General features: G+C 68.6%; 17 protein-coding genes and 1 riboswitch. Of the genes, 4 read left to right on the top strand and 13 right to left on the bottom strand.

What is annotated here, in order from left to right:
• Positions 1-233 precede the first annotated feature (233 nt).
• The 9 genes from CKO41_RS07995 to CKO41_RS07955 all read right to left on the bottom strand — a co-directional run bounded on the left by CKO41_RS07995 (position 234) and on the right by CKO41_RS07955 (position 11,586).
• Entirely contained in the window at positions 234-2,066 is a 1,833-nt protein-coding gene (locus CKO41_RS07995; protein ID WP_242464101.1) for an ABC transporter ATP-binding protein, read from the bottom strand.
• A 40-nt stretch (positions 2,067-2,106) separates the two neighbouring features.
• A complete protein-coding gene (locus tag CKO41_RS07990) occupies positions 2,107-2,502 on the bottom strand; it encodes an OsmC family protein (protein ID WP_200250111.1) in 396 nt (131 codons plus the stop codon).
• Positions 2,503-2,579: 77 nt separating this feature from the next.
• Positions 2,580-3,062: a Crp/Fnr family transcriptional regulator gene (locus tag CKO41_RS07985; RefSeq protein ID WP_200250112.1), complete on the bottom strand. Its 483-nt coding sequence runs from the start codon at positions 3,060-3,062 to the stop codon at positions 2,580-2,582.
• Positions 3,063-3,273: 211 nt separating this feature from the next.
• Complete coding sequence (gene fba / locus CKO41_RS07980; protein ID WP_200250113.1) at positions 3,274-4,338, bottom strand: class II fructose-bisphosphate aldolase; 1,065 nt, start codon at positions 4,336-4,338, stop codon at positions 3,274-3,276.
• 261 nt (positions 4,339-4,599) lie between these two features.
• Positions 4,600-6,048 carry a pyruvate kinase gene (gene pyk, locus CKO41_RS07975; protein WP_200381767.1) on the bottom strand — a complete coding sequence of 483 codons (1,449 nt, stop codon included), beginning with the start codon at positions 6,046-6,048 and terminating at the stop codon, positions 4,600-4,602.
• Between the two features lie 25 nt (positions 6,049-6,073).
• Positions 6,074-7,255: a phosphoglycerate kinase gene (locus CKO41_RS07970; protein ID WP_200250117.1), complete on the bottom strand. Its 1,182-nt coding sequence runs from the start codon at positions 7,253-7,255 to the stop codon at positions 6,074-6,076.
• A gap of 328 nt (positions 7,256-7,583) precedes the next feature.
• The gene (gap, locus tag CKO41_RS07965) at positions 7,584-8,582 is read right to left on the bottom strand and encodes a type I glyceraldehyde-3-phosphate dehydrogenase (RefSeq protein WP_200250118.1); all 999 of its coding nucleotides are present in this window, start codon (positions 8,580-8,582) and stop codon (positions 7,584-7,586) included.
• Between the two features lie 73 nt (positions 8,583-8,655).
• Positions 8,656-10,662: a transketolase gene (tkt, locus tag CKO41_RS07960; protein ID WP_200381766.1), complete on the bottom strand. Its 2,007-nt coding sequence runs from the start codon at positions 10,660-10,662 to the stop codon at positions 8,656-8,658.
• Between the two features lie 360 nt (positions 10,663-11,022).
• On the bottom strand, positions 11,023-11,586 hold the full coding sequence (locus CKO41_RS07955) for a thioredoxin family protein (RefSeq protein ID WP_200381765.1): 564 nt from the start codon (positions 11,584-11,586) through the stop codon (positions 11,023-11,025).
• 548 nt (positions 11,587-12,134) lie between these two features.
• On the opposite strand from CKO41_RS07955, the gene metK reads away from it, so the two are divergent.
• The 4 genes from metK to CKO41_RS07935 all read left to right on the top strand — a co-directional run bounded on the left by metK (position 12,135) and on the right by CKO41_RS07935 (position 19,386).
• The gene (gene metK, locus CKO41_RS07950; RefSeq protein WP_200250123.1) at positions 12,135-13,304 is read left to right on the top strand and encodes a methionine adenosyltransferase; all 1,170 of its coding nucleotides are present in this window, start codon (positions 12,135-12,137) and stop codon (positions 13,302-13,304) included.
• A 50-nt stretch (positions 13,305-13,354) separates the two neighbouring features.
• Positions 13,355-13,436, top strand: a riboswitch (S-adenosyl-L-homocysteine riboswitch).
• Between the two features lie 22 nt (positions 13,437-13,458).
• Positions 13,459-14,865 carry an adenosylhomocysteinase gene (ahcY, locus tag CKO41_RS07945; RefSeq protein ID WP_200250124.1) on the top strand — a complete coding sequence of 469 codons (1,407 nt, stop codon included), beginning with the start codon at positions 13,459-13,461 and terminating at the stop codon, positions 14,863-14,865.
• 213 nt (positions 14,866-15,078) lie between these two features.
• The gene (gene metF / locus CKO41_RS07940; RefSeq protein ID WP_200250125.1) at positions 15,079-15,933 is read left to right on the top strand and encodes a methylenetetrahydrofolate reductase [NAD(P)H]; all 855 of its coding nucleotides are present in this window, start codon (positions 15,079-15,081) and stop codon (positions 15,931-15,933) included.
• Between the two features lie 699 nt (positions 15,934-16,632).
• Positions 16,633-19,386: a phosphoenolpyruvate carboxylase gene (locus CKO41_RS07935; protein WP_200381764.1), complete on the top strand. Its 2,754-nt coding sequence runs from the start codon at positions 16,633-16,635 to the stop codon at positions 19,384-19,386.
• A gap of 82 nt (positions 19,387-19,468) precedes the next feature.
• Here CKO41_RS07935 and CKO41_RS07930 read toward each other — a convergent pair whose 3' ends face one another.
• The 4 genes from CKO41_RS07930 to gshA all read right to left on the bottom strand — a co-directional run bounded on the left by CKO41_RS07930 (position 19,469) and on the right by gshA (position 25,152).
• The gene (locus CKO41_RS07930) at positions 19,469-20,476 is read right to left on the bottom strand and encodes a TAXI family TRAP transporter solute-binding subunit (RefSeq protein ID WP_200250129.1); all 1,008 of its coding nucleotides are present in this window, start codon (positions 20,474-20,476) and stop codon (positions 19,469-19,471) included.
• A gap of 138 nt (positions 20,477-20,614) precedes the next feature.
• Positions 20,615-21,052: a universal stress protein gene (locus CKO41_RS07925; protein WP_200250130.1), complete on the bottom strand. Its 438-nt coding sequence runs from the start codon at positions 21,050-21,052 to the stop codon at positions 20,615-20,617.
• 12 nt (positions 21,053-21,064) lie between these two features.
• The gene (locus CKO41_RS07920; RefSeq protein WP_200250132.1) at positions 21,065-23,266 is read right to left on the bottom strand and encodes a TRAP transporter permease; all 2,202 of its coding nucleotides are present in this window, start codon (positions 23,264-23,266) and stop codon (positions 21,065-21,067) included.
• Positions 23,267-23,559: 293 nt separating this feature from the next.
• Positions 23,560-25,152, bottom strand: a complete 1,593-nt coding sequence (gene gshA / locus CKO41_RS07915) for a glutamate--cysteine ligase (RefSeq protein ID WP_338115553.1) — start codon at positions 25,150-25,152, stop codon at positions 23,560-23,562.
• Between the last annotated feature and the right edge of the window lie 115 nt (positions 25,153-25,267).

Below are 25,267 nucleotides of genomic sequence, written 5' to 3'. Positions count from 1 at the left end.
CTGAGGTGCGTCCCGCGGGGTGTCCGGCAAGGCACGAGGGGGCGCAATGGCTGCGCTATTGCAACGAGTTGTAACACCGCCGGGCGCCGCGCGGGGCGTGCCTCGGGGGTCGTAGCGCCCCTCACCTCGCTGGCGAACCTGCGTCGCGCAAGTATTCGATAAGATTTCAACGACTTGAATCGATCGCGAAGCGGTCAACTGCCGTTTCTAGGATCAAAGGTCCCGGCCGGCCACTACCCGATCTGCCGCGCATAGAGGGCCGCATACAGCCCCTCGCCATCGATCAAGTCCTCGTGGCGGCCCTGCTCGACGATGCGCCCGCGTTCGAGCACCAGTACCCGGTCGGCGCGGCGCACGGCGCTCAGGCGGTGGGCGATGATCAAGGTCGTGCGCCCGACCAGGAACCGCTCCAGGGCCTCGTGCAGGCGCGCCTCGGTCTCGCTGTCGAGGGCCGAGGTCGCCTCGTCCAGGATCACGGCCTGCGGATCGGCCAGGACCATCCGCGCGACCGCCAGGCGCTGGCGCTGGCCACCGGAGAGGCGGATGCCGCCACGCCCGACGACCGTCTCGAGCCCCGCGTCGAGGCCGCGCACGACGGCCCCGAGCTGCGCCACCCGCAGCGCCTCCCAGAGGCGCGCCTCGGGCATCTCGCGACCCAGCGTCAGGTTCATCCGCACCGTGTCGTTGAACAGCGCCGGATGCTGGAGCACGGTGGCCACATGGTCGCGCACCACGTCCATGCCGATCTCCTCGATCGGCACGCCATCGAAGAGGATCCGCCCCGAACTCGGCGCATAGAGCCCCAGCACGACCTGGACGAGGGTCGTCTTGCCGGCCCCGCTCGCCCCGACCAGGGCGACCTTCTCGCCGGGGGCGATCGCGAGCGAGACTCGATCGAGCACCGGCGGACCATCGCCGTAGGCGAAGCTGACCGCCTCGAGCGCGACGCCGACGCCGCGCCGAGCGGTGAACGGATCGCGCCGGTGCGGCCAGCGGGGCTCCAGCCGCAACCGAAACAGGCGATTGATGCGATGCAGCGCGGCATCGGCGGCCTGATAGGCGTACTGGACGTTCAACACGTCCTGCACCGGTGCCATCATGAACCAGAGATAGGCGAAGACCGCCAGCATCTCGCCGATCGAGAGGTCCGAGAAGACCACCATCAACATGCTCACGGCCCGGAACAGGTCGAAGCCGACCAGGAAGACCACGAACGACAGGCGCCCGGCGGCGTCGTTCTTCCAGGCGAAGGCGCAGGACCAACGGCGGATCGCATCGGCCCCGGCGATGCTGCGACCGATGTAGAAGCGCTCGCGGTTGCCGGCGCGGATCTGCTGGATCGCCTCCAGCGTCTCGGCGAGGCTCTGCTGAAAGGCCTCGTAGGCGCCGTTCTCGCGCCGTTTCATCTCCTTCACGCGCCGCCCGAAGACCACTGTCACGTAGACGACGAGGGGGTTGAGGAGCAGGATGAAGAGCCCGAGCTGCCAGTGCATCCAGAGGAGCACGGCGGCCGTCCCGGCGATACTGAGGGCGGCGACGATGAGCTTGGCGACGGCGCTGCCGACGAAGGCGTCGATCGCGTCGAGGTCCGTGACCAGGTGCGAGGCGACGGTGCCGCTGCCGAGGGTCTCGTACTCGGCCATCGAGACCCGCTCGAGCCGCCGCAGCAGGTCGTGCCGCAGCCGGAAGATGATGTCCTTGGAGATGATCGTGAACTGCCGACTCTGCACGACCCCGAGGGCCACCGCCATCAGGCGCAGCAGGACCGAGACCGCCAACACCGCGCCGACATAGAGGAGCGGTCCGTGCCAGGCCGCCGGGGCGAGGCCGTCGATGACGGCCACGGCGACGCCCGGGCGCTCGAGCAGCACCTCGTCGACGAGGATCGGCATCAGGAGCGGGACCGGCACCGCGACCAGGGCCGCGAGCAACGCGACCAGGTTCGCGAACGCGAGTTCGCGGCGGTGCTCCAGGATCATCCCGAGGAGGTCGCGCCAGCGATAGCCGACGGCGGCACCCGGCTCGGCGGAATCCGAAGGGGGGATGGTGCGCGGTGCGTACGCCAAGGGGCGCGACGGGACGTGGCGGGTCGTCGTGCGGCCCTGCTCAGTCCTCGATCAGGATCTCGAAGTGCGGCGGGTCGATGATGTGCTTCTTGACCGCGCAGAGGTCCATCGCGCGCACGATGCTGTCGCGATAGCGGTCGGGGAAGCCGTGCGGGAGGCGCAGCCGCAGGGTGGCGTTGGCCTGGGCCGCGCCGGGCTCGCGCGACCAGTCCATCGCGAGTCCCAAGCCGTCGGTCGGCAGTTTGCGGCTCTCGCAGAAGTTCAGCGCATAGATGCCGGAGCAGGCGGCCAGCGACGCCAGGAAGAGCGCGAAGGGCTCCGGAGCCGACCCCGCGCCGCCGGCCTTGGCGCCCTGATCGGTGTGGATCACGAAGCCACCGACCTCGACATCGATACGCTTGCCGCCGGGAAACCTCACCTCGAGTCGCTCAGACATGCCATACCTCCTCGAATCGCTTCAGGCGCGATCGAACGGGCGGCCACGGATCGGGTCCGCACCGCGTACCGAGCCCCTCAATAGCGCCCACCGTTCCTGACGACGTAGTTCCTGAGTTCCGAACTCTCCATGTTGACGCGCATGAGGTTCGCATGCGTGATGCGGAAGATCGCCCGCATGACCTTGTAGACGAGACGCGGGTGGCTCTCGATCAGGGCCTCGAAATCCTCCGGCTCGAGCGTCAGCACCGTGCAATCGCCGACGGCACGCAGGCCGGCCTTGCGCATCGAACCGTCGATGAAGGCGCGCGTGCCGGCGCACTCGCCCGGGCGCATCTGATAGACGCGCCGCTCGACCCCGCCGACGGTCTTGCAGACGCAGAGCCGTCCGGCGGCGAGGAGAAACAGCGTGCGCTGCTCCTCGCCCTCGTCGACCAGCAGTTCGTCGCCCTTGACCTCGAGCACCCCCATCCGCTCGGCGAGGACCTGCGCCTCGGACTCGTCGAGCTCGGTACCCAACACCGAGGCGCGCAATACGTTCGTTTTGTCCACTTGGCTCATCGCTCGCTCACCCTCTCTCTAGCGCGGCTCACCCAGCGCGAATGACAGCTTGACGGAATCGCCCGCACTCGTAGCGTACCGGCGCAGAGCGAAGTCTAGGCGATTTGTCGCGCCGCGCCCATCGCGCACCGCGACAGGTCCCCGCGAGGGCCTCCGACGAAGCGACAAGGGACGCCGAGGCGTCCCTTGATGCGGCGACCGCGCGGGTCGATCAGTTGACCTTCGGTTCGAGCTCGCCCTTCTCGTAGCGGGAGGTCATCGCCTCGAGGCTCAGCGGGCGGATCTTCGAGGCGTTGCCGGCCGTCCCGAAGGCCTCGTAGCGCGCCACGCAGATCTCCTTCATCGCCTTGGTGGCGGCCTCGAAGTACTTGCGCGGATCGAAGTTCGAGCGATTGTCGTGCAGGTGCTTGCGGATCGCCCCGGTCGAGGCCATGCGCAGATCGGTGTCGATGTTGACCTTGCGCACGCCGTGCTTGATGCCCTCGACGATCTCCTCGACCGGCACGCCGTAGGTCTCGCCCATGTCACCGCCGTACTCGTTGATGATCTTCAGCCACTCCTGCGGCACCGAGGAGGAGCCGTGCATGACCAGGTGCACGGTCGGGATGCGGGTGTGGATCTCCTTGATGCGCTCGATGGCCAGGATGTCGCCCGTCGGCGGACGGGTGAACTTGTAGGCGCCGTGCGAGGTGCCGATCGCGATCGCCAGGGCATCGACCCCGGTCTTCTTCACGAAGTCGGCCGCCTCGTTGGGATCGGTGAGGAGTTGGCTGTGGTCGAGCGTGCCCTCGGCGCCGATGCCGTCTTCCTCGCCGGCCTGGCCGGTCTCGAGCGACCCGAGGCAGCCGAGCTCACCCTCGACCGAGACGCCGCAGGCGTGGGACATCTCGACGACGCGGCGCGTGACCTCGACATTGTATTCGTAGGAGGTTGGGGTCTTGCCGTCCTCGCCGAGCGAGCCGTCCATCATCACGGAGCTGAAGCCGAGCTGGATCGAACGCTGGCAGACGGCCGCCGAGGTGCCGTGGTCCTGGTGCATGCAGACCGGGATGTGCGGCCACTCCTCGATCGCGGCCAGGATCAGGTGGCGCAGAAAGGGGGCGCCGGCGTACTTGCGCGCCCCGGCCGAGGCCTGGACGATGACCGGCGAGTCGGTCTGATCCGCCGCCTCCATGATGGCGCGCATCTGCTCCAGATTGTTGACGTTGAAGGCCGGCACGCCGTAGCCGTGTTCGGCCGCGTGATCGAGCATCTGTCGCAGTGAAATCAGTGCCATGGTGGAATCTCCTCGGTTTTCTGCTGGTTGGGAATGGGGTGAAGGCCGCCGGCGGCAGCCGGGCGAACGGGCCCGGACCGTCCGCCGGGATGCTCGGTCCTAAAGTGGCGATTCAAAACAACCGGCGCATCTTCTTCTAAGCACCGAAACACACGAAAAGGCAGAATATACGCGGGAGAATCTGCCGTTTTTTCGCGACTTTCGCGCATTTCGTAGTTTCTTGTCTTCCGCGTGCTCGTATCGGTTGTCTCTGCATCGGCCCTAATCGTCGGTCGGAAGCCGGTGCTCGCCGACGCGCATGACCTTCATGATGTTGGTCTGACCCTCGACGCCCGATCGGTCGCCCTTGGTGATGATCACCAGGTCGCCATCGCGCACGATGCCTTGGCTCAGCAACACCTCGACGACATCGCGATTGACCTCGTGGATGTCGGCGCTCGACACGTCGAAGGATACCGGATAGACGCCGCGAAAGAGCGTCACCTTGCGGCGCGTCGCGACATGCCGCGTCGGGGCGTAGATGGGGATGCCCGAGCTGATGCGCGACATCCATTTGACCGTCGAGCCGGTCTCGGTCAGGGCCGCGATCGCCTTCACGCCGAGGTGGTTCGCGGTGTACATGGTGGCCATCGCGATGGCCTCGTCGACGCGGCCGAAGACCGAGTCGATGCGGTGCGTCGAGCGCCGCGCGCTGCGCTGCTTCTCGGCCTCCTCGCAGATGCGGTGCATCGCCGCGACGACCTTGGCCGGGTAACGCCCGATCGAGGTCTCCGCCGAGAGCATCACGGCGTCGGTCCCATCGAGGACGGCATTGGCGACGTCGAAGACCTCGGCCCGGGTCGGATACGGATGCTCGATCATCGACTGCATCATCTGGGTCGCCGTGATGACGACGCAGTTGAGTTCGCGCGCGCGGCGGATCAACTCCTTCTGCACCGCCGGCAGTTCGGCGTCGCCGATCTCGACGCCGAGGTCCCCGCGGGCGATCATCACCGCATCCGAGGCGCCGATGATGGCATCGATGTCGGCGAGGGCCTCGGCGCGCTCGATCTTGGCGACGATGCCGCCGAAGCCGCCGGCCTCGGTGAACAGCGCCCGCGCCTCGCGCACATCGTCGGCATGGCGCACGAAGGAGACGGCCAGATAGTCGGCCTGGATCTCGCCGGCGAAGGCGATGTCGGCCTTGTCCTTGTCGGTCAGCGCCGGGGCCGAGAGGCCGCCACCCTTCTTGTTGATGCCCTTGTTGTTCGACAGTTGCCCGCCGATCAGGACGCGGCAGTGGGCGGCCCGACCGGCGAGCGCCTCGACCTCCAGCTCGATCGCCCCGTCATCGAGCAGCAGCCGGTCGCCGGGGCGCAGGTCGTCGATGATGGCCGGGTAGGTGGTACCGACGCGGGCCTCGTCGCCGTCGTCGAGGGCGCAGTCGGCGTCGATCGCGAACGGCGCCCCCGTATCGAGCTCGATCGCCCCGGCGCGGAAGCGCCCGATGCGGATCTTCGGCCCTTGCAGGTCGAGCAACAGGCCGACGTCGCGCCCGAGCGCAGCGGCCCGCTCGCGCACCTGCTCGGCGCGCTGGCGGTGGCGCGCGTGGCCATCGTGGGACAGGTTGAGCCGGACCACATCGACCCCGGCGGCGATCAGGGCATCGATGACGCGCGCGTCATCGGTCGCCGGCCCCAGGGTGGCTACGATCTTGGTTCTTCTTGGCATGGGACAGCCTCTAGCCGCGGTCACCTCAGTTCTTGGCCCGGGCCTCGAGCATCGCGACGGCAGGCAGGGTCTTGCCCTCGAGGTACTCGAGGAAGGCCCCGCCGGCGGTCGAGATGTAGGAGACTCGATCGTAGATGCCGTACTTCTGGATCGCGGCGATCGTATCGCCGCCGCCGGCCAGGCTGAAGCCGGGGGCCTCGGCGATCGCCAGCGACACGGTCTTGGTGCCCTCGCCGAACTGGTCGAACTCGAAGACCCCGACCGGGCCATTCCAGACGATGGTCCCGGCCTTGGCGATGATGTCGGCGAGCTCCTGGGCGGACTTGGGTCCGATGTCGAAGATCATGTCGTCGTCGGCGACGGCGTCGGCGCCCTTGAGGACGGCCGGCTCCTCGGCATCGAAGCGCTTGCCGACGACCACGTCGACCGCGATCGGGATGTTCGCGCCGCGCGCCGCCATCTTCTCCATCAGGGCCTTGGCGGTCGGCACCAGGTCGCCCTCGCACAGCGACTTGCCGACGTTGTGGCCGGCGGCCTTGAGGAAGGTATTGGCGATGCCGCCGCCGACGACCAGCTGGTCGACCTTCTCCGAGAGGGCCTCGAGGACCGTGAGCTTGGTCGAGACCTTGGAGCCGCCGACGATCGCGACCATCGGCCGGGCCGGGCTGGCCAGGGCCTTCTTCAGCGCCTCGAGCTCTTGGGCGAGCAGCAGACCGGCACAGGCGACCGGGGCCAACTTGCCGACCCCGTGGGTCGAGGCCTGGGCGCGGTGGGCGGTGCCGAAGGCGTCCATGACGAAGACGTCGCAGAGGGCCGCGTAGCGCTTGGACAGCGCCTCGTCGTCCTTCTTCTCGCCCTTGTTGAAGCGCACGTTCTCCAGCAGCACCAATTCGCCATCGGCGACCTCGGGGACCTGGTCCAGATAGTCCTTGATCAGGCGCACCGGCTTGCCGAGCTTGGCGGCGAGATCGGCGGCGACCGGGGCGAGCGAGTCGGCCTCGGAGTAGACGCCCTCCTCAGGACGCCCGAGGTGGGACATGACCAGGACCTTGGCGCCGGCCTTCAGGCAGTGCTCGAAGGTCGCCAGCGAGGCGGTGATGCGGGCATCCGAGGTGACCTTGCCGTCCTTGACCGGTACGTTGAGATCCGAGCGGATCAGCACGCGTTTGCCGGCGAGATCGAGATCGGTGAGCTTGATGAAGGACATCGATGGGATCCTCGTCTATGGTTTCGTTATCTGGTGGCCTGAAGGGCGCAGTCAGCTTCCGGCTTCCAGCCGCCAGCGCAGGCCAATCAGCGCTTTAGCGATATTCTGCCCCAATCCGCGACTCACCCTTCGGTGAAGAGCGAACGAGCGAAAAGTCCTTAGGAACGGGCGATAGGCTGGCGGCTGGCGGCTGTCTGCTCTCCTTCAAGGGTGAAGCGATCTGGAAAGCCGGTGGGCTTTCCGCATCGCTCGGCGGGCCCGGGCGCCGCCGGCCGCGGCACCCCGTCGGGTGCCGCGCCGCGCGCCCGGACCGCCCGGCGGGATCGCCTCAGGCGACGTGCTCCAGCATGCGCAGCATGTTGCAGGTGTAGCCGTACTCGTTGTCGTACCAGGCCACGACCTTGACGAAGGTCGGATCGAGCGCGATGCCGGCCTCGGCGTCGAAGATCGACGGCGTGTTGCGGCCGCGGAAGTCGGTCGCCACGACCTTGTCCTCCGTGTAGGCGAGGACCCCGGCCAGGTCGCCGGACTCGGAGGCGGCCTTCATCGCCGCGCAGATCGCCTCGTAGGAGGCCTCCTTGTTGAGCTCGACGGTCAGGTCGACGACCGAGACGTCCGAGGTCGGCACGCGGAAGGCCATGCCGGTCAGCTTGCCGTTGAGCTCGGGCAGGACCTTGCCGACGGCCTTGGCGGCGCCGGTCGAGGACGGGATGATGTTCTCCAGGATCCCGCGGCCACCGCGCCAATCCTTCTTCGACGGGCCGTCGACGGTCTTCTGCGTCGCCGTGGCGGCGTGGACCGTGGTCATCAGGCCGCGCTTGACGCCCCAGTTGTCGTTCAGGACCTTGGTCACCGGCGCCAGGCAATTGGTCGTGCACGAGGCGGCCGAGATGATGGCCTGGCCGGCATAGGTCTTGTGGTTGACGCCGTAGACGAACATCGGCGTCGTGTCCTTCGACGGGGCGGACTGCACGACCTTCTTGGCCCCGGCGGCGAGATGCGCCTCGCAGGACTCGGTGGTCAGGAAGAAGCCGGTGCACTCCAGCACGACGTCGACACCGACATCGCCCCACTTGAGATTGGCCGGGTCCTTCTCGGCGGTGAGGCGGATCCGCTTGCCATCGACGATCATGGCGTTGCCGTCGACGGCGATGTCACCGGCGAAATTGCCGTGCACCGAGTCGTACTTCAGCATGTAGGCGAGGTAGTCGGGATCCAACAGGTCGTTGATCGCGACGACCTCGATGTTCGGAAACTCCTTGGAGATCGCCCGGAAGGCCATACGGCCGATGCGGCCGAACCCATTGATGCCAACTTTGATCGTCATCTTCTCGTAGCTCCTGATTGCAGGGTAGGGATTTGGCGGGTGGGGCGCGGCCGCGCGCGCCCCGACGATTCCGTCAGAGGACGCCCTTCACCGCGGCGACGACATTGTCGACGGTGAAGCCGAACTCCTTGAAGAGCTGGCCGGCCGGGGCCGACTCGCCGAAGCGGTCGATGCCGACGACCGCGCCGCGGCGGCCGACGTACTTCCACCAGCCGTCGGTGACCGCCGCCTCGACGGCGACCCGCGCCGTCACGGCCGTCGGCAATACGGCCTCGCGGTAGTGCTCGTCCTGGGCATCGAAGGTGTCGGTCGAGGGCATCGAGACGACCCGGATGCGCCGCCCGGACAGGGCCTCGGCGGCCTTGAGCGCCAGATCCACCTCGGAGCCGGTGGCGATGAGGATCGCCTCCGGGGTGCCGGCGCAGTCGCGCAGGACGTAACCGCCACGGGCGATCGCCGCGACCTGCTCGGGGCTGCGCGGGACGTGCGGCAGGTTCTGACGCGAGAAGATCAGGCAGCTCGGCCCGCCGCGCCGCTCGATCGCGAGCTTCCAACTGACGGCCGACTCGACCGCGTCGCACGGGCGCCAGACGCTCATGTTCGGGATCATGCGCAGGGTCGGGATCTGCTCGACGGGCTGGTGCGTCGGGCCGTCCTCGCCGAGGCCGATCGAATCGTGGGTGTAGACGAAGATCGAGGGCACCCGCATCAGCGCCGCCATGCGCAGGGCGTTGCGCGCGTACTCGGAGAACATCAGGAAGGTCGCGCCGTAGGGCACGAAGCCACCGTGCAGCGCGATGCCGTTCATGATCGCCGACATGCCGAACTCGCGCACGCCGTAGTAGATGTAGTTGCCGCCCTCGTCGCCCTTGCCGACGCCCTGGCAGCCCTTCCAGATGGTCAGGTTCGAGCCGGCCAGGTCGGCGGAACCGCCCATCAGTTCCGGCAGCAGCGGACCGAAGCCGTTCAGTGCGTTCTGCGACGCCTTACGCGAGGCGATCGTCTCGCCCTTCTCGACGACCGAGTCGATGAAGGCCTGGGCCTGCGCCTGCCAATCGGCCGGCAACTCCCCGGCCAGGCGGCGCTTCAGCTCGGCGGCGAGCTCCGGGTGGGCCTGGGCGTAGGCGGCGAAGCGCTCGTTCCACGCGGCCTCGGCCTGGGCACCGCTGGCCTTGGCGCTCCAGCCGTCGTAGACGTGGCCCGGGATCTCGAAGGGCGGATGACTCCAGCCGATCGCCTGGCGGGTCAAGGCGACCTCGTCGTCGCCGAGGGCGGCACCATGGCACTCCTCCTTGCCCTGCTTGTTCGGCGAACCCCAGCCGATGATGGTCTGACAGCAGATCAGCGTCGGCCGGTCGGTGACGCCGCGGGCCTCCTCGATCGCGGCCTTGACCGCCTCGGGATCATGGCCGTCGACCCGCGGGATCACGTGCCAGCCGTAGGCCTCGAAGCGCTTCGGGGTGTCGTCGAGGAACCAGCCCGGGACTCCACCGTGGCCGCGGACCTCGCCGTCGATCGAGATGTTGTTGTCGTCGTAGATCGCGATCAGCTTGCCCAGCCCGAGCGCCCCGGCGAGCGAGCAGGCCTCGTGCGAGACGCCCTCCATCAGGCAGCCGTCACCGAGGAAGCAATAGGTGTGATGATCGATGATGGCGTGGCCGGGGCGGTTGAACCGGGCCGCCAGGGCCTTCTCGGCGATCGCCATGCCGACGGCATTGGTGATGCCCTGGCCGAGCGGGCCGGTGGTGGTCTCGACACCCGGGGCGTAGCCGTACTCGGGGTGACCGGGGGTCCTCGAGTGCAGCTGGCGGAACTGCATCAGGTCCTCGATACCCAGGTCGTAGCCGCTCAGATGCAGCAGCGAATAGAGCAGCATCGAGCCATGGCCGTTGGACAGCACGAAGCGATCGCGGTCCGGCCACTTCGGGTTGGCCGGGTTGTGCTTGAGGAAATCGTTCCACAGCACCTCGGCGATGTCCGCCATGCCCATCGGCGCGCCCGGGTGGCCGGAGTTGGCCTTCTGGACCGCATCCATGCTGAGGGCACGGATGGCGTTGGCAAGTTCTCTGCGTGAGGACATTGGCCCCTCCTCGTACTATTTCTGTTAGGGATGAATCAAGCGTGCCACGTGCCGAGGTCGCTCGCGACCCCGGGCGGCCGGTATTCGAGCCATGGTGGGCGAACGGCGGAGACGGCCGGGCGGTCGATCGAAGGAACCGACGGCGACGACCCGCTCCGACCCCTCCAACCCCGATCGGAGCCGACGAGGGAAGGCGCGACAAGGCCGCTATTCTTGCCCAACCGAGTGGCGACAGCCAAAAAGACTGGCTTTATGGTACCAGAAAATAAGATTTATAGGACTCGCATATGTTGACCATTGAGTAGGCGCCGGGCAACGAAGCCGCCACCGCGCCGGCCATCGCGCCCCGGCGGTCCGCGATCAGTCGCCCTCGCCGCGCCACTTGATCGAGCAGCCCATGCTCGGGATCTGCTCGCGCGGGCCGCGCCCGGTCGCGGCGACCTCGCGCATCGCCTCGAACAGGTCGCGGCGCGCATCCGGCGGGGCGGCCTCCTTGCGGCTCGCATCCAGGCGCCCGCGGTACTGGAGTCCGAGCCCGGCGTCGTAGCCGAAGAAGTCCGGGGTGCAGACGGCCCCGAAGGCCTTCGCGACGGCCTGGGTCTCGTCGAGCAGATACGGAAACGGGAAGCCGCACTCGGCGGCGACGCGCTGCATGTTCTCGAACGAGTCCTCCGGGTAGTCGCTCGGGTCGTTGGCCATGATCGCCACCGAGCCGATGCCCAGCGCGGCCAGCTCGCGGGCGTCGCGCACGATGCGGTCGCGCACCGCCTTGACGTACGGGCAATGGTTGCAGATGAACATGACCAGCAGCCCCTTCTCGCCCCGGCACTGATCGCGGGTCCAGACGCGGCCGTCGACGCCGGGCAACGCGAAGTCCGGTGCCGGCTGGCCGAAATCGCAGACGGGGGTTTGCAGTGAGACCATCGGCTTCGCTCCTGACAAGGTTACTCGCAGGGCCCATCGCGGCGCTGGCGCCGAGGGACGCCGAGCGCCCGGTCGGCGCCCCATGGATCGCGGCCATGTTACCCCAATCGGACCGAAATCCAATGACCCAAGCCGCTGACAACGCGCCCCTATTTCGCACACAAGACCGGCATCGAGGGCGGCGCCGCGCACACCGCGCCCCAGGCCTCGGCAGACCCGACCAAGCGGCCCGTCGCGAGCCCCGACGGCGAGCGCACCGCAGGCCGACGCCGGGCACCCCCGTCGGCACGGCCCGTTTTACAGAGGGTTAGCATCGATGCCACAATGGTCGGCCAGCCCGTCCCGCGGAAGGCGCCGTCGATCACGGCGTCCCCATCGGCGCGCGGGACTTCACCAGGGGCCCTGGAGGGTCGTCGTCCGACGACCCTTCAGGCCGGGCACCTCGGACCCTCAAGGCACCCGGACATGCGCCATTCGCCGATCCCGCCCGGACCTACCAACCGGGTCGCGATCAGTCGTCAAACGAGTTGCGGAGTGATCCCTCAACTATGTCGAAAAACTTCATCTTCACCTCGGAGTCCGTCTCGGAAGGCCATCCGGACAAGGTCGCCGACCAGATCTCGGATGCCATCCTCGACGCCATCCTGACTCAGGACGCCGACCCGGCCCGGGCACGCGTCGCCTGCGAGACCATGATCAAGACCGGCGCCGTCATCGTCGCCGGCGAGATCACGACCAACGCGACCGTCGACTTCGAGCAGGTCGTGCGCGGCGTCGTCAACGACATCGGCTACAACAACTCGGCGGTCGGCTTCGACGGCTCGACCTGCGCCGTCATGTCGCTGATCGGCAAGCAGTCGGCCAACATCGCCCAGGGCGTCGACCGCGCCCTGCCCGAAGAACAGGGTGCCGGCGACCAAGGCATGATGTTCGGGTATGCGACCAACGAGACCGACGTGCTGATGCCGGCGGCGATCACCTTCGCCCACCGTCTGGTCAAGCGCCAGGCCGAGGTGCGCAAGAACGGCCAACTGCCGTGGCTGCGTCCGGACGCCAAGAGCCAGGTCAGCTTCCGTTACGAGAACAACAAGGTCGTCGCCGCCGACGCCATCGTCCTGTCGACCCAGCATGACCCGGACATCGGCTATGCGGACCTGCGCGAGGCCGTGATGGAGCACATCATCCGCCCGGTGATCCCGGCCGAGTGGGTGCACCGCGACACCAAGTTCCACATCAACCCGACCGGCAGCTTCATCATCGGCGGCCCCGTCGGCGACTGCGGCCTGACCGGGCGCAAGATCATCGTCGATACCTACGGCGGCGCGGCGCGTCACGGCGGCGGCGCCTTCTCGGGCAAGGATCCGACGAAGGTCGACCGCTCGGCCGCCTATGCCGCGCGCTATGTCGCGAAGAACGTCGTCGCCGCCGGCCTGGCCGAGCGTTGCGAGATCCAGGTGTCCTACGCGATCGGCGTCGCCGAGCCGACCTCGATCTCGATCGAGACCTTCGGCACCGCGAAGATCGACGAGGAGAAGATCGAGCGGCTGGTGCGCGAGCACTTCGACCTGCGCCCCTATGGCATCGTGCGCATGCTCGACCTGATCCGGCCCATCTATCGGATGACGGCCGCCTACGGCCACTTCGGCCGCACCGAGCCCGAGCTCACCTGGGAGCGCACCGACAAGGCCGACGCCCTGCGCGAGGCCGCCGGCCTCTGACGCGACGAGGGGCCAATATCGTTCGAACCATCCGATCACAGCTCGATCCCCACTTCGAGGAGCGCTGCAACGGGCCGCTGGCCCGCCAGGCTCGAAGACGGGGCGCAATTCGCACAACGGCGCTCACTCAAGATAATCACCGGAGATGACTACCATGAGTGAGCAACCTGACTACAAGGTCGCCGATCTGTCCCTGGCCGAATGGGGCCGCCGCGAGATCCGCATCGCCGAGACCGAGATGCCCGGCCTGATGGCCCTGCGCGAGAAGTACGGCGCCGAGAAGCCGCTCGCCGGTGCGCGCGTCACCGGCAGCCTGCACATGACCATCCAGACCGCGGTCCTGATCGAGACGCTGGCCGCGCTCGGCGCCGAGGTCCGCTGGGCGTCCTGCAACATCTTCTCGACCCAGGATCACGCCGCCGCGGCCATCGCCGCCGCCGGGATCCCGGTCTTCGCCTGGAAGGGCGAGACGCTGGAAGAGTATTGGTGGTGCACCGAGCAGGCCCTGTCCTGGCCCGACGGCGCCGGCCCGAACATGATCCTCGACGACGGCGGCGACGCGACCCTGCTCGTGCACAAGGGCGTCGAGTACGAGAAGGCCGGCGGCGTGCCGGAGCCCACGTCGGCCGACAACGAGGAATGGACCGCGGTCCTGCGCCTGCTCGGGCGCGTCTTCGCCCGCAACCCGCAGCACTGGCACCAGGTCGCGGCCAACATCAAGGGCGTCACCGAGGAGACCACGACCGGCGTGCATCGCCTCTACGAGATGGCCAAGAAGGGTACCCTGCTCTTCCCGGCGATGAACGTCAACGACTCGGTGACCAAGTCGAAGTTCGACAACCTCTACGGCTGCCGCGAGTCGCTCGTCGATGGCATCAAGCGTGCCACCGACGTCATGATCGCCGGCAAGATCGCGATGGTCTGCGGCTACGGCGACGTCGGCAAGGGCTGCGCCCAATCGTTGCGCGGCCTGGGCGCGACCGTCTGGGTCTCGGAGGTCGACCCGATCTGCGCCCTGCAGGCGGCCATGGAGGGCTTCAAGGTCATCACGATGGAAGAGGCGGCCCCGATCGCCGACATCTTCGTCACCTCGACCGGCAACAAGGACATCGTCACCTACGACCACATGGCGGCGATGAAGGACCAGGCCATCGTCTGCAACATCGGCCACTTCGACAACGAGATCGACGTGGCGGGGCTGAGCGTCTGCCAGTGGGAGGAGATCAAGCCCCAGGTCGACCACGTGATCTTCCCGTCCGGGCGACGGATCATCCTGCTCGCCAAGGGCCGGCTCGTGAACCTCGGCTGCGCCACCGGCCACCCAAGCTTCGTCATGTCGGCGAGCTTCACCAACCAGGTGCTGGCCCAGATGGAGCTCTTCTGCCGGACCGACGACTACCCGATCGGCGTCTACGTGCTGCCGAAGCTGCTCGATGAAGAGGTCGCCCGGCTGCACCTGGGGAAGATCGGCGCCAAGATGACGCGCCTCTCCCAGGACCAGGCGGACTACATCGGCGTGCCCGTCGAGGGGCCCTACAAGCCCGAGCACTATCGCTACTGACCGAGCGGCACCCCGCTCGCCCCCTGCCCGGCTGCACGCCGGCGGGGGGACCCACCGCGACCGCCGCCGGCGGCCGAGGCACCGGGATGGCCACCCGGACACCGGAGCGCGCCCGTCACGGGCCGCCCGGTGCCCGGGCCTGCGGCCGTCCGGCGACCTCGCGCCACGACGGCGCTCGCCATGGCAGTTCGGTTGATGCTGGAGGCCCCTTCGATGACAGAACCTTCCCCGATATTCAGCTTCGAGCTCTTCCCGCCGAAGACGCCCGAGGGCATGGCCAAGCTCAAGGACCAGGTCGAGCGCCTGCGCGCCGTCGGGCCACGCTACATCTCGGTCACCTACGGCGCCGGCGGTTCCACCCGCGCCGGCACCTTCGAGACCGTCGACTGGCTGTGCGCGCAGGGCCTCGACACGGCCCCCCACCTGACCTGCATCGGCGCGACCCGCGCCGAGGTCGGCGAACTCCTGCAGCGCTACCGCGACCAGGGCATCCGGCGGATCGTCGCCCTGCGCGGCGACCTGCCCTCGGGCATGGGCCGAGGGACGAACGGCGACTTCCGCTACGCCAACGAACTGGTCGCCTTCATCCGCGCCGAGCACGGCGCACACTTCCACATCGAGGTCGCCGCCTATCCCGAGGTCCACCCGCAGGCGACCAGCGCCGCCCGCGACCTCGACAACTTCGTGCGCAAGGTCGAGGCCGGCGCCGACGCTGCGATCACCCAATACTTCTTCAACACCGACGGCTACTTCGCCTTCGTCGACGCCTGTCGGGCGCGCGGCGTCGACATCCCGATCGTGCCCGGCATCATGCCGATCACCAACTTCACCCAACTGGCCCGCTTCTCCGACGCCTGCGGTGCCGAGATCCCACGCTGGATCCGCCGCCGCCTGGAGGGCTACGGCGACGATCTCGCGAGCCTGCGCGCCTTCGGCCACGAGGTCGTCGCCGACCTCTGCCAACGGCTCCTCGCCGGCGGCGCCCCGGGCCTGCACTTCTACACGATGAACCAGGCCGGCCCCGTGCTCAGGCTCTGGGACCGACTCGGTCTGTCCAACGCACGCTAGCCGCGCGCCAGGCGGGCAGAAGGGCCGAGACGCCAACCAGGATGGGCCTGCCGGCGCCGCGACCCGGCGCCCGGCAGGCACCATCGAGACACCGGGCACAGCGCTCATCGCAACGGCGATGGCCACCGAGGCGGTCGTGCAAGACTGCGCAATTCCCGAGACCGCACGCTGCGGCCTGCGACCCTCGCGTCGATAGGGGCCTGCCTGCGGGCGATCTTCGCCGCCACGCGCGAGTTGGTCGCCCGCAAGCGCCGTCGGGTTAGCCCCCAGGGCGTGACCCGACGGCCGGCAACCTGACCCCCAGGCCGATGTCGGGTCACGGCGCACGCCGGCCCGTTCCTTCTCAGCGAACGTCGTGCCGGCGCGCCTAACCCGACGGGCTTACCTCTGTCCATCTCATGAGGCCGCCGTCGGGTTACGGCGCGCGTCGGCCTGTTCCTTCTCACCGAACGTCGTGCCGGCGCGCCTAACCCGACCTACGGGCCGTGCCGATCTGCGCCGGGCCGTAGGTCGGGTTAGCCCCTCAGGGGCGTAACCCGACAGCCGGCGACGCGACCCCACCAAGGCCGCGGTCCGTTGGTTGTGTCCTCGGGCACCCGCTCTTACGATCGTAGGCAGCATGTCGCAAGGTCCAGCCGGCGCCGGGGCGGATTCCGCGGTCCTTCACCCGGGGGCCTTTCATCAGTCGGGAGGAAAGCCATGGCCAGTCGCCTCGACGCCCCGAAGATCGATGCCACCCTGACGCTGCTGATGGGCTCGTTCGCCACCGTCCTCGAAGGCCTGGGCGAGCACGAGGTCGCGCGCGCACTGCCCTGGCGCGAGCGCTGGGGCGACGGAGCGGTCGCGGCCGCGTGGCCGGAGGCCAAGGCGGAGTCTTGCCTGCAGGCCTTCTCGATCGCCTTTCAGCTGCTGCATCAGGCCGAGGAGAACGCCATCGCGCAGGGCCGGCGGGCGCGCGAGGTCGCGGGTGGGCTCGTTCAGGAATCCGGCTCTTGGGACCAGCATCTGGCGCGCCTCAAAGCCGACGGCCTCGATGGCCCGGCGATCGCCGCGGCGCTGGGGGAGCTCCGCATCGAACCCGTCCTCACCGCGCATCCGACCGAGGCCAAGCGGGAGACGGTCCTGCACCATCATCGGGCGCTCTACCGACTGCTGGTCGATCTGGAGAATACGATGTGGACGCCGTCGGAGCGTGCCGCGCTCGAGGCGAAGGTGACGGCTGGGATCGAACGGCTCTGGCGCACGGGCGAGGTCTACCTCGAGAAGCCGGCGGTCGCCGACGAGCTCCGCAATGTGCTGCACTACCTCCGGCAGGTCTTCCCGACCGTGCTGCCTTGGTTGGAGGAGCGCCTGCAGGCGGCCTGGCGGCGAGCGAATCTCGACCCCGCGCTGCTCGCCGACCCCCTCGCCCGGCCGCGGCTCGTGTTCGGCGACTGGGTCGGCGGCGATCGCGACGGACACCCGCTCGTGACCGCGGAGGTCACGGCGGCCACGCTCGCGACCTTCCGCCGCTCGGCCCTCGAATTGCTGGACGACGAACTCACCCATCTCGCCGCCCGCGTCAGCCTCTCCGCCTACCGCCAGACGCCGCCGGTGGAGTTGGCCCGCTGGATCGCGACCCAGGCCGCGGCGCTCGGCCAGGCCGGCGCCCAGGCGCTGGCGCGCAACCAAGAAGAGCCCTGGCGCCAGGCCATCAACCTCCTGCGCGCGGCCCTGCCGCCCGCCGAGGGCGAGGCGCCGAAGGGCGCCTATCGACAGGCCGGCGAGCTCGAGGCCGACCTGCTGCGGGTGCGCGCCAGCCTCCAGGCGATCGGCGCCGAGCGCCTCGCGCAGACGGATGTCGATCCCGTCCTGCGCCTCGTGCGCACCTTCGGCTTTCACCTCGCGCGCGTCGATATCCGCCAGAACAGCGCCTTTCACGACCGGGCGCTCGCGCAGCTGTTGACGCTCGCGGGCATCAAGGGCGGCGCGGACTTCCCATCCTGGGCAGAACCGCGCCGTCGCGAGTTGCTCGCGCGGGAGCTCGCCGTCGTGCGGCCCTTCGCCCATCCGCGCGACGAGACCGGCCCCGAGGCGGCGGCAGTCCTCGGCTGCTACCGGGTCCTCGTCGCCGAGATCGAACGGCACGGCACGGGCGGCCTCGGCGCGCTGATCGTCAGCATGACGCGCAGCGCCGCCGATCTGTTCGCCGTGTTCGTATTGGCGCGCGACGCCGGGCTGCTTCGGCGCGACGGCCCGCAGGTCTGGTGCCCGTTACCCGTGGTACCTCTGTTCGAGACGATCGAGGACCTGCGCGCCGCGCCCGAGATCCTCGATGCCTTCTTGCGGGAGCCCATCGTCCGACACTCCCTGGAGCGGCAGGCCGACGACGGCGAGCCGGTGCAGCAGGTCATGATCGGCTACAGCGACAGCGGCAAGGACGGCGGCTTCGCCGCGAGCTTCTGGGCGCTGTACCGGGCGCAACGGGCGCTCGCCGATATCGGCGCGCGGCATCGTGTGCGCATCCGCTTCTTCCATGGCCGCGGCGGTACCATCGGCCGCGGCGCCGGACCGAACCATCGCTTCCTCGCCGCCCTTCCTCCCGGCACCCTCGGGGGCGACCTCCGGGTCACCGAGCAGGGCGAGATCATTGCCCAGAAGTACGCGAATCGCGTCACGGCCGTAAACCACCTCGAGCTCCTGCTTGCGGGGACGCTCGGGCGGACGCTGCGCGATCGCCGCGGCGGGGAAGACCCGGCCCCGCTGCCCGAGATCATGGACCGGCTCGCCGAGACGAGTCTGCGCGCCTATCGCGCGCTCGTCGAGGCGCCTGGCTTCCTCTCCTTCTTCGAGTGCGCGACGCCGATCGATGCCATCGAACAGAGCCGCATCGGCTCCAGGCCCGCCCGGCGGACGGGCCAGCGCACGCTTCAGGACCTCAGGGCCATCCCCTGGGTCTTCGCCTGGAATCAGGCGCGCTTCGTGCTGCCTGGATGGTTCGGCCTCGGCACGGCGCTTCAGACCCTGGTCGACGAGGCCCCCGAGGCCTTCGACGCACTCCTGCGCGCGAAGGCCGGGGACGGCGATCGGTGGGCACCCTTCCACTACATGGCGAGTAACGCCGCCACCGCCTGGGCCCAGGCGTCGCCCGAGATCATGCGCCTCTACGCCGAGCTCGTGCCCGATGACGCGGTGCGCGGGCGCCTGCTCCAGCAGATCCTCGACGAACATGCCCGCACCGCGGAGGTCCTCGAGCGCCTCTACGGGGCGCCGCTCGCCGAGGCGCGGCCACGCATCCACCGCGTCCTCGAGGTGCGGCATCGGGCCTTGGTGCCGCTGCACCACCACCAGGTCGGCCTGCTGCAGCGCTGGCGCGCGGCCGGGGCGGCGGGCAACGGCGAGGCCGACGCCCTGCTGCGGACGCTGCTCTTGAGCGTCAATGCGATCGCCGGGGGCCTCGGCGCCACCGGTTGAGACCCGCCGGCGCCGGCCGAGCGCGGCGCTCGCCCACCGGCGCGTCGGGCGGATGCCCGATCGGGCGATCCGCCGTGCGAGGCTAGCGCTGGTCCTTGGTCAGGGTCTTGCCCTGTTCGACCCAGAAGCCTTGCGCGCCGCGATGGACCGGCGTGACGATGCCGTTCAACGCGTTCTCGATGGTCATCGCCTTGGCCGCCTCGGACACCGAGCGCATGAAGGCCAGACCGTCGGCCGAGTAGATGGTGGCGACGGCCTGCGCGACCAGATCCTTCGCCAGATGGCGACCGGCGACCCACAGGGCGCCATCCTCGATGGTCTCGACATCGTAATCGACGCCCGGATAGGTCCCGGCCGGGATCGTCACCTTCGTGTAATAGGGATGATCGTCGAATAGGGTGCCCTGTTGCGCGGCCGCATGGACCTGGAGCAGCCGCACCCGGTTGCTGGTCGCGGCCTGGATGACCGAGGCGTTCGGGAAGCCGGCGAAGACCCACAGGGCGTCGATCTGACGGTCGCCGAGCGCCGAGGCGCCCTGGTTGTAGCCGATGAACTGCGGGCGGATCTTATCCCACAGGCCGAGACTCTCGAAGAAGCGCTGCGCCGAGGCCGCCGCGCCCGAGCCGGCCGGGCCGACCGCAACGCGCTTGTCGGCCAATTGCCGTACCTCGGTGATGTCCGAGTCGGCCCGGACCACCAGATGGGCCGGCGCCCCATAGAGATAGGACAGGGCGCGGACGTTGCGATAGCGCTTGGTGTCGTTGGTCAACTGCCCGGTTGCGCCAAGGTACAGATCGCCCGAGTAGACGATGCCGAAGTCGGCATCGCGCGCGTTGACCCGGCGCAGATTCTCGACCGACCCGGCCGAGGCCATGTTCGAGACGTCGACGCCCTCCATGTGGCGGGACAGATAGGTCGCGATACCGTTCGAGAAGAACTGGAAGGTGCCGCCGTCGGGACCTCCCGAGAAGGCCAGGCGCTGGACCTGGGCCGAACCGAGCAGCGGCACGGCCAACAACGCGACCACCGCGACAGCGGTCAGCAGACGGCCGAGGGTGGCCCTGGATCGAAAGGGCTTCGCTTCATTCATGCCAATCTCCTCATGGTGGTGGATCTAATGACGCGCCCCGGCGGCACCGAGGTCGGTCGTGCGGGATGGGGCTCCGAGCCCTTGGCCGGGCAGGCCGGGGCCCACCCTCGACCGCCTCGGCCGGCTGACGGCCGACGGCTACTCCCGGACGGTCAGGACCGGGATCGGCGAGCTGCGGATGACCTTTTCCGCCGTCGACCCGAGCAGCATCTTTTCGAGACCGGCCCGACCGTGGGTGCCCATCACGATCAGATCGGCCTGCACCTGTCGCGCGTAGCGGACGATCTCGGCGTGGGCGCGCCCGATCAGGATCTCGGTGACGACCGGCAGGTCCTGGAAATGCCGTTCGCGAAAGCCGTGCATGTCCTCGACGGCATGGCGTTCGACCTCGGCGCTCAGCCGTTCGATGACCTCGGCGGAGACGAGCCGGGCGTGGCGATCGCCGAGTTCGGTGATCACGTGCAGCAGGATCAGCGAGGCGCCATGGGCCCGGGCCAGGGTCGCGGCCATGTCGCAGGCGCGCGCCGCCCCTTGCGAGAAGTCGGTCGCCAAGAGGATGGTCTGGATCTTGGTCATCTGGGTTGCCTCCTATCGCATCGATACCGAACCGGCGGCGCCGGTCACCGCGACGTCGCGCTGGAGCCACCAGACGACGCCGATCACGAGCAGGCCCACCGCGTCCGAGACGAGCCCCGGCCAGAACAGGAGCAGGGTGGCGAACCCGAGCAACAGCCACTCATACAGTTTGGTGCGCCGCCGCAGGAATCCCATCGCGAAGGCACCGAAGGCGATGGTCCCGAGGGTCGCCGAGACGAAGGCGACGACGATCTCCGCCGGCGTGCCATCGAGCAGGATGGCCGGGACATAGGCGAACAACAGCGGCATCACGTAGAGCATCTTCGCGAAACGGAACGCGGTCCAGCCCGTTCGCCAGGGATCCGACCCGGCGATCGCCGCGCCAGCATAGGCCGCCACGCATACGGGCGGCGTGATGTTGGAATCCTGCGACAGCCAGTAGACGATCATGTGCGCGGCGATCGCGGCGACGCCATAGTTGCCGAGCGCCGGGACCGCGAGGACCGCGACGATCAGGTAGGCGGCCGTCACCGGTACCCCCATGCCGAGCACCAGCGAGGCGATCGCGATCAGCACCAGGGCGACGAACAGGCTGTCGCCGGCCAGCGAGATCACCAAGTCGGAGAACTTCAGGCCCATCCCGGTCAGCGAGATGACCCCGACGATGACGCCGATGACACCGATGGTCGCGCCGATGATCAGCGTGTTGCGCGCCCCGATCTGGATCGCCTCCCAGATCTCGCGCGGCCCCATGCGGGTCTCCGGCCGGACCCAACTGACCGCGATGCACGACAGCGTCGCCCAGAAGGCGGCATTCCCCGGCGAGCGACCGGTCAGCATCAGGACCGTGATGATCACCAGCGGCAGCGCGTAGAACCAGCCCTCGCGCAGGACCAGCCGCCAATGCGGTAGCGCCTCGTCCTGCCCACCGGTCAGGCCCTGCTTCTTGGCCTCGAAATGCACCATGAAGAAGACCGACAGGAAGTACAGCAGGGCCGGGCCGACCGACAAGAGCATGATCTGCGAATAGGGCATGCCGGTCAGTTCGGCCATCAGGAACCCGCCGGCGCCCATGATCGGCGGCAGGAACATCCCGCCGATCGACGCGGCCGGCTCGATGGCCCCGGCGACGTGCGGCTTGAACCCCGCGCGCTTCATCATCGGGATCGTGAAGGACCCGGACGACACCGTGTTGGCGATGGCGCTGCCCGACACGGACCCGAATAGGGCCGAGGACATCACCGCGACCTTGGCCGGACCGCCGGCGGAGCGCCCGGTCAGCGCCAGCGGCAGCTCGATGAAGAACTTGCCGGCCCCGGACTTCTGCAGGAAGGCACCGAAGAAGATGAACAGGATCACATAGGTCGCCAGGACGCTGGCCATGATCCCGAAGACGCCATTCGTCGTCAGGAACAACGAGGTCGCGAGCCGCTCGAAGCGAAAGCCGCGGTGCGCGAAGAGCTCGGGCAGATGGGGGCCGAACAGCGCGAACGCGATCATCCCGATGCCGATCAGCGTGATGGCCCAGCCGAGCACGCGCCGGCAGACCTCGAGCGCGAGTAGCAGGCCGACGATGCTGACCAGGTGATCGAGCGGATTTTCGGCCCCGGCGCGGTAGTTGAGCGCCTCGAACTGGCTGATCCAGTAGAGGACGGTGGCCGCGATCACCAGCGCCATGATCAGGTCGCTCGCGGTCGGTGCGTGGTGAAAGCGCCGCGACGACCATTGATCGAGCGGCAAGAGGACGACCGTGAACGGCAGGACCAGTAGCAGCGCGAGGGGCAGGTTGGCGCGGTCGTTGGCCCAGGCCTCGGCGAACCCGTCGTATTCCCAGGTCTCGCGAAACAGCGTGATCTGCTCGTAGAAGGCGGTCGGCGAGTCGAACAGCCAGAGGCTGCTCGCGACGACCGCCAACAGGGTGCCGCCCCAGACCGACATGACCGCCACCGCGACGCGCCCCCCGGCCGGGTAGAGCAGGAACACCAATACGAACGTGATCAGGACATAGACGCCCAGGTGATACTGGGTATCCAGGGCCTGGACGCCGGCACCGTAGAAGTAGACCAGCACCATGGCGGCGCCGAGCGCCGATGTCAGCCACAGCCAAGGCCCGCGTACCCGCCGCTCGGCCTTGACGTCCTGCTGCATCAGCGCCTCGACCTTCTTGCGCTCCTCTGGAGTCAGGCTGTCGAGGGACGGGTCCGAGTTCGCCATAGCGGTCTCCCAGCGGCAAGGATGGAACGCCTGCGGGCGCGGGCTTAGCCTGACGAACTCGGCGCCCACCGTCAACCGACCGCCGACGCATTCCCCAGCTGGAATTGCGGATTCTCAATGCCACAAGGGGGGCAGCTCCCTAGAATCATTCCCGCAAACATCCAATCCTCCTTGGAAAGCCGCCCCACCCGCCTGATTCGGGGGCGGCTTTGTTTTTTCCGCACCCTTCCCCTCGCCCGCCGTCACGGCGGCCGGTCGGCTACGGCGCCCGCATCCCCCCAGCCCCTCCAGGTTTAGGCGTTGTCGAAGCGCTGCGCGAAGTAGCGGGCCAGGAAGCTGTCGAAGTCCTCGGTATCCGCCGCCTCGATCTCGGCCTGGCGCGCCTCGGATGCCACGGTCAGGCGCTCGAACTCGGCCAGGCGCTCGGGCGCCAACGCCCTAGCGCGAAACCAGTCGCGATGCGCCTCGCTGAGGCGGCGCGCGAACTGGGCGAAGCCCTCGCCGTGCGCGCGCATCTCGGCGAGCATCCGCGCCGAGGGGGTCAAGGTCGCGTCGCTGACCTTCTCACGCTGAGACGCCAGGCTGCGCCGACACGGGCCGTCGCGGCCGCCGTCGAGCAAGGCGGCGATCGGGGCCATCGCATCCAACAACTCCACGGCCCAGTCGCGCAGCCGCACCTCCGCCCCGTCGCGCTCCAGCCGGAGATCCGGGTCACGGCCGCGGTGGGCGGTGAGGACCTGGTTGCGGTCGATCGCGCGGCGCTCCCGGGCGCTGATGCGCGGGCTCTCGTGCAACAGGCAGAAGAGGGCGAGGACGCGCAGGAAGTCGATCTGCTCCTCGTCGACGCCGAGCGGCGCGAAGGCGTTGACGTCCATCGAGCGCAGCTCGATGTAAGCGATGCCGCGCCGATGCAGGGCCAACGTCGGGCGTTCCATCCAGCCGGTAACCTGCTTGGGGCGCACCGTGCTGTAGTACTCGTTCTCGATCTGCAGGACGTTGGCGTTGAGCTGCTCGTAGCGCCCGCCGACCTTGACGCCGATGTGCTCGTAGTGCGGGCAGGGGGTCTCGATCGCCCAGGTCAGGCTGCGCACGTAGGAGTCGAGGCTGTCGTAATTGGCCTTCATCCCGGTGCCCTCCTCCTGCTGGTTCTGATAGCCGATATCGCCCATGCGCAGCGACGTGGCATAGGGCGCATACGCGGTGTGTTCATCGAAGGCACAGAGATCGGCCGCCCGGCCCTGCAAGAAGCTCTTGCAGACGGCCGGCGAGGCGCCGAACAGGTAGGGCACGAGCCAGCCGACGCGCTGGAGGTTGCGGATCAGACCCATGTAGAGGTCGTCGCGGAATTCCCGGGGCGCCCGGGCATCGTCCTCCAACGCCCGATAGCGCGCCCAGAGGGCATCGGCGAACGAGAAATTGAAGTGCACCCCGGCGATGATCTGCATCGTGCGGCCGTAGCGATTGCCGAGCCCGCGTCGGTAGACGGTCTTCATCCGCGCCGCGTTCGAACGGCCGTAGCGCGCGAGCGGGATCGGCCGGTCGCCCTCGAGGACGCAGGGCATACTGGCCGCCCAGATCAGCTCATCGTCGATGTGGCGATAGACGAAGCCGTGCAGGTCGCGCAGGAAATCGAGGGCCTGCCGCCCGCTCGGCAGCGGTGGCGTGATGAGCTCGAGCAGGGCCTCGGAGAAGTCGGTCGTGATGTAGGGATGCGTGAGCGGCGAGCCGCAACCCACCGGGTGTCCGGTCATGGCCACGGTGCCCGGGGCGGCGACCCGTAGGCCCTCCTTTTCCAGTCCGATCAGACCGACCAGCGGTTGGGATGGATCGCAGCTCTGCGCCAGGCCATTCAGCCGGCGCTCCAAGGTCTCGTAGCGGTCGTTCACGGGCGGGGCTCGAAAAATCGGCACGGCGGCCATCGGATGGAAGGGGACACGCCCGCGATCCTCCCGGAGGCGGCTCCGAGACGATGACAGGCGACATGGGACGATGCAGATCGAG

Origin of the sequence: Thiococcus pfennigii (genome assembly GCF_016583835.1) — a bacterium.
GTDB lineage: Bacteria > Pseudomonadota > Gammaproteobacteria > Chromatiales > Chromatiaceae > Thiococcus > Thiococcus pfennigii.
This window is presented reverse-complemented; position numbering and strand designations above follow the sequence as displayed.